This is a genomic window from Frankia sp. CgKIO3 (assembly GCF_977946435.1).
This window is the reverse complement of sequence record NZ_CDWTMO010000196.1, coordinates 1-6623: the sequence shown is the minus strand read 5'-3', so window position 1 is coordinate 6623 and position 6623 is coordinate 1. Positions and strand designations below refer to the sequence as shown.

The following is a 6623-nucleotide window of genomic DNA, read 5'->3' as shown; positions in this document are numbered from 1 at the left end:
AATCTTTGGGCGGCGCGCCGACTGTGAGCTGATAGACGAAGGACGGACGAAACGGTGGCACATCGAGCCTTTTCAATCTCGGTTTGTCTGATTCTCTCGGCGGTTGAGGATCACCAATTAGCTAATTGAACGGGCGCCGGCTCCAGTCGTTCCGCCATCTGGCGGCGGCGATAGTTGGCCGGGCGGTGGCCGGAGGGGTGCCGTAAATAGAGAAGTCCTCGGTAGATCACAGGGTGTCTACTCCACTGTGCCCTTGACCGAGGACTTCCGTTGCTAACCTACCCTGGTGTCGTCGACCTGCCCGAGTCGACCCTGACCTTCCTCGCGGGGCTGCTGGCCGAGGACCGCGCCCAGCGCCGGACCTGGCGCAAGCTGCCCCCACACGAGCAGGCACTCCTGGTACTTGTCCACCTACGCAAGGGTGAACGCTACGAGCGACTCGCCGAGGGGTTCCAGGTCAGCGTCGGCACCGTCCACAACTACATCCGCGAAGCCGTCCGCCTGCTCGCCACTCACGGCCGGACCCTGCTCGCCGCGGCCTGGATTTTCGCGTGGACCCAGAGCAACTTCCTCATCCTCGACGGCACCATCGTGCGTACCAATCGTGTCCGGGCGCATAACAAGCTGTACTACTCGGGCAAGCACAAGTACCACGGCATCACCCTGCAGAGCCTCACCGACCCCTACGGCCGGCTGATCTGGATCTCCGAAGGGCTTCCCGGCTCCGTCCATGACCTCACCGCGGCCCGGATGCACGACATTCTCGATCTGATCGACCGTTCGGAGCTCTACCTCTACGCGGACAAGGGCTACATCGGCGGCGAGGGCGAGCGCCTCCTCGTCCCGATCAAGAAACCCAAGAACAACGACCTCCCCGACCGTGACAAGGAGGCCAACCGGACCCATGCCACCACCCGCTCACAAGGTGAACGAGGATTCGCGGTCCTCAAGAACTGGCACATATTCGACCGTTTCCGCGGCTGCCCACGCCGCGTCGGCACCTTCGCCCAGGCCGTCCTCGTCCTCGCCAGCGAGGGCCATTAGAACAACCAACTTTGAAAAGGCTCGGTGGGAAGCTCGACCGCCGTCAATAATTAGTGCCCGCCGACTTCGATCTTCACGGGGTAGCGGTGTTGCCCAGATGATCGGGCCCAGTCGGGGCCAGGCGCGCTGACACCTGATGTCCAGCCAGGAGCCAGCGGCAAACGCGAAAGCGCCCCCGAAGGGGGGCTGAGCAGGCAAAGCCAGCTTGTGGACCCTGTGTACCAGCATCCGAACCGTTCGATCTTGGTTGCGGCCCCTGAAATCACTGTCCGGCCGGTCGCTACCCGTGCCCTGGCCAGGGACGATGCCCAGTGACCGCGCCGACCGTTACATCACCTACCGGATCGAACGGGTGTTCCGCAGGTCTGGCGGTTCCGGACGCTTCGACCCGTCTCGTGACCGTAGTCGTCGGCGTGGTGGTCGCGTTGACGTTCCTCTTCGGGTTCAGGAGGGATGACAGGCTCATGGTTGCTGGTCGAGAAACGTCGCAGCCTCGGCTGGGTCCATGATGTTGGACCAGATCTGCTCTTCGGGGGCCACTGCCCGCTGCGGCATGGCGTAGTCGGACATCCATGCGTCGGCTTCACATCCGGGTACGAGGCTGAGGATCGTCGCGACGAGCCGTCGCGGGACCGAGCCGATGAGGCGGATCGCGACATAGGTCTCGTGACCTTGGTCAGCGACGACCTGGATGCCCAGCGCCGCGCCGTCCAGCATGACGGCATGCTCCTGGCCGTCCAGCAGTGACTCGCCTACCAGCCGGTGCACCGCCGCCCTGAGCGTGCGCTCGGCGCGCGTCGCCGACTCGGCCCGCCACCTCAGCTTGTCCTCCTGACCGGACAGCAGGTCACCGGTGTAGGTCGTGGTGGCGAGAGCAGGCGAGTGTCTGGCGTTGTAGCGTGCCCGCGCGGCGGTTGCGCGTGCGGCCAGCGCCGCGTAGAAGTCATCGGGCGAGCCTTCCTCCCGCTGCCCGGCCGCCGCCAGCCATGGGATCCCGGCGTCGACCCACACTGCACCGCGCCAGCGCTGGACCTTCACCTTGAACAACACCTGATCGTCGATCGCGGCGATCCGCTCCTGCGGCGTGTCGTCGTCGGCGAAGCGGTCGCCGACCTTGCCGAGTAGCGGATGGCCGATGTCCTCCAAAGGCGTGTCCGCGCGCGGGACCGTCAAGGCGAGATCCTCTCGCAGGCAGCGGAGCGTGGGGCGGGCCCGTCCGGCCACCGTCAGCGGTCCTCTTCGACGCCGCCGATCGCGTCGAGTTCAGCACGAGTCATCCCGGCGAGCATCGCTATCCGTGACGCGCGGCTGCCGTCGAGCTCGCTCAGCAGCTCCCGCATCCCGGACTGCATTTCCTCGCGGCGCGCATCCAGGTAAAATGCGACCGCCGCCTCGACGAGATCCTTCTTGCTCATATGCAAGTAGTGCGCGCCACTGGTGATCAGTTTGTCGCCTTCCGGCGAGACCTTGACCGCAACCTGCCGGGGCGTCTGCTCCATCATCGCCGCGTCCGTCTCCTTCCCGCCAGCTACCAGTCCGTCGGTGCCTCCAGTACCTCAAGGGTACTCTGCCATCGGTCGCCGCCGGGCGCGACCAAGCACCGACTCCTCCCACCACACCAGCAAGACAACTCACCGTCGACGGGTGGGTCGAACGGGTCGACAACGGCGGCTCCCGAACCGCTGGCGTTCAGGCCGGACATTGCTGACCGCGCTGCCGGCGGACTGGGCGGAGCCTGGCGAAGGCGACCGCAGGCACGCCGGTGCCGAGGATGCAGGTGGACCCGGCGCCGCGACACGACCGTCGCTCCCCACCCTTGCCCGCAGACGGGAAACCTAGATCAAAAACACCGATCGGCGATCAGCTGGGAGCACCTTACGGCACGGGGTGCGGCGCTGGGTTGTCACGCCGCAAGTAGAAAGCGCCTTGACGGCGAGAACCCAACACGGAATAGCGATCGAGATCGACAGGGTGAACCAAAGTTCATGCCAGTCGAACGAGATCAGAGAATTCACAAGTAGCGCGATTGCGCCGATTTCGACTAAGAGAAGAGTGAGCGCGGCGTTGCGCTTGGCCATCCCGGTTCTCCATACCTATCGAGTTGTGGCGTTGCGTAACCGTAGCAGTGAAGTTGTGGCACTACGGGTGGGGGTGTGATGGTGGAGTGGGGATCGCTCCTGGTTGGAGCGCTGGGAGGTGGCGGCGGAGTGCATACGTCCACCGGTGTGACGAACGTAACACAAGCTGGAGAAGGTGGCCACGCTGGGCGATCCGAGCGGTGAGACCTCGGCGGCCTGAACAGAACGTGTGGCTGCCGGCGTGGATGCGCCACACAATTGACCAGTCGACCTCGAAGTATGTGTGAACGGCGATGTTGCGGAAGCCTGTGACGGACCGCCACGGCACGTCCGGCCAGCGCGCTAAGCTGTCGGTGGCCTGGTCGATCGCGCCGAGAAGATGGCCGAGCGGGCCGTCGGGCCCGTGTCCGAGTCGGGTGAGGAGGGTTCGCAGCGGCGGATCGCTGATCGCATCGGTCGGCGCACGGGTGAGGCGTTCGGCGCCGAGTACGTGGATGTCTCGGGAATGAAAGCGGCGCGGGGCGGGATCGACGGGCTCAGCCAGACCAAGGCGTTCGAGGAGAAAAGCCGATCCGTATGAGGTCGCGGGCCACGCGGGCGGCAAGCACACGCGAGCCGAGGTCGTCGCCGCCGCGGCCACCTGTGCGGCCGATGAACGGTTTTTCCTGGCTGACCCGCAGCCAGCCGGCTGCCAGGACGTAGCGCCAGACGTCGTCGGGGTACCAGGCCAGTGCCCGACGCCGCGTGGTGAGCAGATCGAGCGGGTCGTGCACGGGGGGCCGAAGTCGTGGTCCGTGGAGACCTCGTCGTCGAAGCCGAGGACCTCGGACCCCTCACCGAGCAACGCGGCAGCGTGGGGCACGCCCACGACCAGCGACCGAACCGCCCGCTCGTAGAACCGTTGAGAAAGATCGCGACCGGGCACGGCTCCGCGATCCTCCTCAAGGCATCCCGTCATGCACCAGGCATCTCATCGTCGAGGTTGCCGAACAGCCGTGCGCGGGACGTGTCAACCATGATCACCACTGAATCGGGGACGTCAGCCAAGGAGACCACGGACCTGACGTGGTCCAGGACGAAGGGCTATGGTCCTGTCGCCTGACGTGAACGGCGACTCCCGGCCGGTGCCATCGGCATGCTGGACGGCAGCTGGGACGTGATGGTCCCTTCGTCGCTGCCCAGGCCGTCGGCGAACAGGTTGCCATGCGCGTTCTTGCCGCGGCACCAGCGGCTGCCGTGGCTACCGCGGGTCCTCCGAAGTCGCCACCGCTCAGCACCTCGGCGGAACGGACGCGGTTCGCATGATCCCAACATGGTCGTCCGGCCGGGGCTCGAACCAGCTGTCGAGGCCCTGACCAGCACCGTTCCATGGTGTTGAATCTCAAAGCGATAGATCGCGAACCGCATTCACCGAGGTCGGAGGCGTGATCAGAAAAAGGGTGGCCTCTCTGTACCAGCATCCGAATCGATAGATCTTGGTTGCTGGCCTTGAAATTACCGTCCGGCCGGTCGCTACCCGGCCCCTGGCCAGGGGCGACGCTGGATGACCGCGCCGACCGGAGTATCGCCTGACGGATTGAACGAGTGTTCCATTGGTCCGTCCGCGCGATCGCGACCAGTCAGGGAGGAATCACTCGCCGCACAGGTAGATCGTCGATCACGGGTAGGCTGGTCGTGAAGTAGCGAGTCGGGCGGGGAGGAGGACTGGTGAGCCGTCGGTTCAACACGACTGGGCCGTGCATCCCCGCGGAGCATTACATGATCCCGGCGCTGTCCCGCCTCCCGGAGGCGCCCGGGTTGGTGGATCTCAAGGCCTACTTCGTCGTCCACGCGCCCCGCCAGACGGGGAAGACGACGGCGCTCCGCGCACTCGCGGCCGACCTGACCATGCAGGGCCGGTACGCCGCGGTGCACGTCTCCTGCGAGACCGGGCGCGCCTGGGGAGACGACATCCGCGCCGCGTCCCGGGCGATTCTCGACCGGCTCCGCTCCAGCGCCGAGGACACCCTGCCTGCGGAGCTGCGGCCGGCGCCGTGGCCGGAGACCTCCGACGGCACCCTGATCGTCGAGGCGCTCGGAGCCTGGGCCCGGATCTGCCCACGTCCGCTCGTCCTGTTCTTCGACGAGATCGACGCCCTTCAGGGCCAGTCGCTGATCAGTGTGCTCAGCCAGGTGCGGGACGGCTACAACGCCCGCTCCACAGCGCCCTTCCCGGCATCGGTCGTGCTGTGTGGTCTCCGCGATGTCCGTGACTACAAGGCGGCGGCCGGTGGTGACCCGTCGCGGCTGGGCACGTCGAGCTCTTTCAACATCAAACTCAAGTCGCTTAGGCTGGGCGACTTCACCGCGGATGAGGTGGCGGAGCTCTACGGTCAGCACACCGCCGTCACCGGCCAGCCGTTCGCGCCGGGCGCCGTCGAGCACGCCTACGAGCTCACGGGCGGCCAGCCGTGGCTGGTCAACGCGCTGGCCCGCGAGGTCGTCGAGGAGATGGCCGTGCCCGCCACAGAGACGATCACACTTGAGCATCTCGAGGCCGCGAAGGAACGGTTCGTCCTTGCGCGCGCCACCCACCTGGACTCGCTGGCCTCCAAGCTAGCCGAACCCCGTGTCCGTGAGATCATCGCTCCGTTGATCGCCGGGGACCCGCTCGTCCTCGACCCGTACGACGACGACGTCAGCTATGTCCGTGATCTCGGCCTCATCGCACCCGACCCACCAGTACGGGCCGCGAATCCGATCTACCGCGAGGTCATCGTCCGCGTCCTGTCGTCCTCCGTGCAGGAGAGCATCACCACCGATCCCCGCACCTTCGTCCGCCCGGACGGCAGTTTCGATCTTCCACGAGTCCTCGCCGACTTCGCGGTCTGGTGGATCGAGAACGGCGAGTTTCTCACCAGCCGCGGCTACTACGACGAGGCCGCGCCCCAGCTCATTCTCATGGGCTACCTCCAGCGCGCCATCAACGGTACCGGCCAGGTCGAACGCGAATACGCGCTCGGCTCCGGCCGCATTGACCTTCATCTCCGCTGGCCCTACGTACCCCGCGGGGGACCGCGGCAGGTCCATCGCGAGGGTTTCGAGATCAAGGCCTGGCGCACCGGCAGATCCAACCCGCTCAAGGCCGGGCTCCTACAGCTGGACCGCTATCTCGACCGACTCCAGTTGCCGACCGGCACCCTTGCGATCTTCGACCAGCGCACGAACGCGCCTCCCATCGACGAACGCACCGCGATCACCACCGTGACCAGCCCGGCCGGGCGCTGCATCACCCTCCTCAACGGGTGACCGACGCCCGCGCGCCTTGAGTCCGAACACGACGCGGGGGCCGAGTCGTCCGCGAGGCCTGTGGGGTGTCAGAGGGCGCTTTGGAGTTCTGATAACGATAAGTAGCATCTGAGATCGGTGGCTTTTGCTGTACATCGCACCACGAGAACGCTTTCGCGCTCCCCAAATAAACGATCATGGGCCCGTTTCGTTCCTCTGGGCTTGTCTTCCGCA

7 protein-coding genes are annotated in these 6623 nt (G+C 66.0%); 2 read left to right on the top strand and 5 right to left on the bottom strand.

Annotated features, from left to right (window positions below):
• The first annotated feature begins 270 nt into the window (after nucleotides 1-270).
• Nucleotides 271-1044 (top strand): transposase family protein, encoded by a 774-nt coding sequence (locus AC08OJ_RS17510; protein WP_476596298.1) that lies wholly within the window; start codon nucleotides 271-273, stop codon nucleotides 1042-1044.
• Between the two features lie 462 nt (nucleotides 1045-1506).
• Here the strand turns inward: AC08OJ_RS17510 and AC08OJ_RS17505 are convergent, their stop codons facing one another.
• The 5 genes from AC08OJ_RS17505 to AC08OJ_RS17485 form a co-directional block, all read right to left on the bottom strand.
• Complete coding sequence (locus AC08OJ_RS17505; protein ID WP_476594278.1) at nucleotides 1507-2217, bottom strand: hypothetical protein; 711 nt, start codon at nucleotides 2215-2217, stop codon at nucleotides 1507-1509.
• 53 nt (nucleotides 2218-2270) lie between these two features.
• Nucleotides 2271-2546 carry a hypothetical protein gene (locus tag AC08OJ_RS17500; protein ID WP_462188646.1) on the bottom strand — a complete coding sequence of 92 codons (276 nt, stop codon included), beginning with the start codon at nucleotides 2544-2546 and terminating at the stop codon, nucleotides 2271-2273.
• Nucleotides 2547-2879: 333 nt separating this feature from the next.
• Nucleotides 2880-3122, bottom strand: a complete 243-nt coding sequence (locus AC08OJ_RS17495) for a hypothetical protein (RefSeq protein WP_476594277.1) — start codon at nucleotides 3120-3122, stop codon at nucleotides 2880-2882.
• Between the two features lie 61 nt (nucleotides 3123-3183).
• Nucleotides 3184-3450 (bottom strand): HepT-like ribonuclease domain-containing protein, encoded by a 267-nt coding sequence (locus tag AC08OJ_RS17490; protein ID WP_476594280.1) that lies wholly within the window; start codon nucleotides 3448-3450, stop codon nucleotides 3184-3186.
• 208 nt (nucleotides 3451-3658) lie between these two features.
• A complete protein-coding gene (locus AC08OJ_RS17485; protein WP_462203587.1) occupies nucleotides 3659-3895 on the bottom strand; it encodes a DUF4037 domain-containing protein in 237 nt (78 codons plus the stop codon).
• Between the two features lie 934 nt (nucleotides 3896-4829).
• Here AC08OJ_RS17485 and AC08OJ_RS17480 point away from each other — a divergent pair.
• Nucleotides 4830-6410: an AAA family ATPase gene (locus tag AC08OJ_RS17480; RefSeq protein ID WP_476596297.1), complete on the top strand. Its 1581-nt coding sequence runs from the start codon at nucleotides 4830-4832 to the stop codon at nucleotides 6408-6410.
• The last annotated feature ends 213 nt before the right edge of the window (nucleotides 6411-6623 follow it).

Bases quoted from the DNA above. Each gene is read 5' to 3' on its own strand.
- AC08OJ_RS17500 (WP_462188646.1), bottom strand. From the start codon at position 2,546: ATGATGGAGCAGACGCCCCGGCAGGTTGCGGTCAAGGTCTCGCCGGAA.
- AC08OJ_RS17495 (WP_476594277.1), bottom strand. From the start codon at position 3,122: ATGGCCAAGCGCAACGCCGCGCTCACTCTTCTCTTAGTCGAAATCGGC.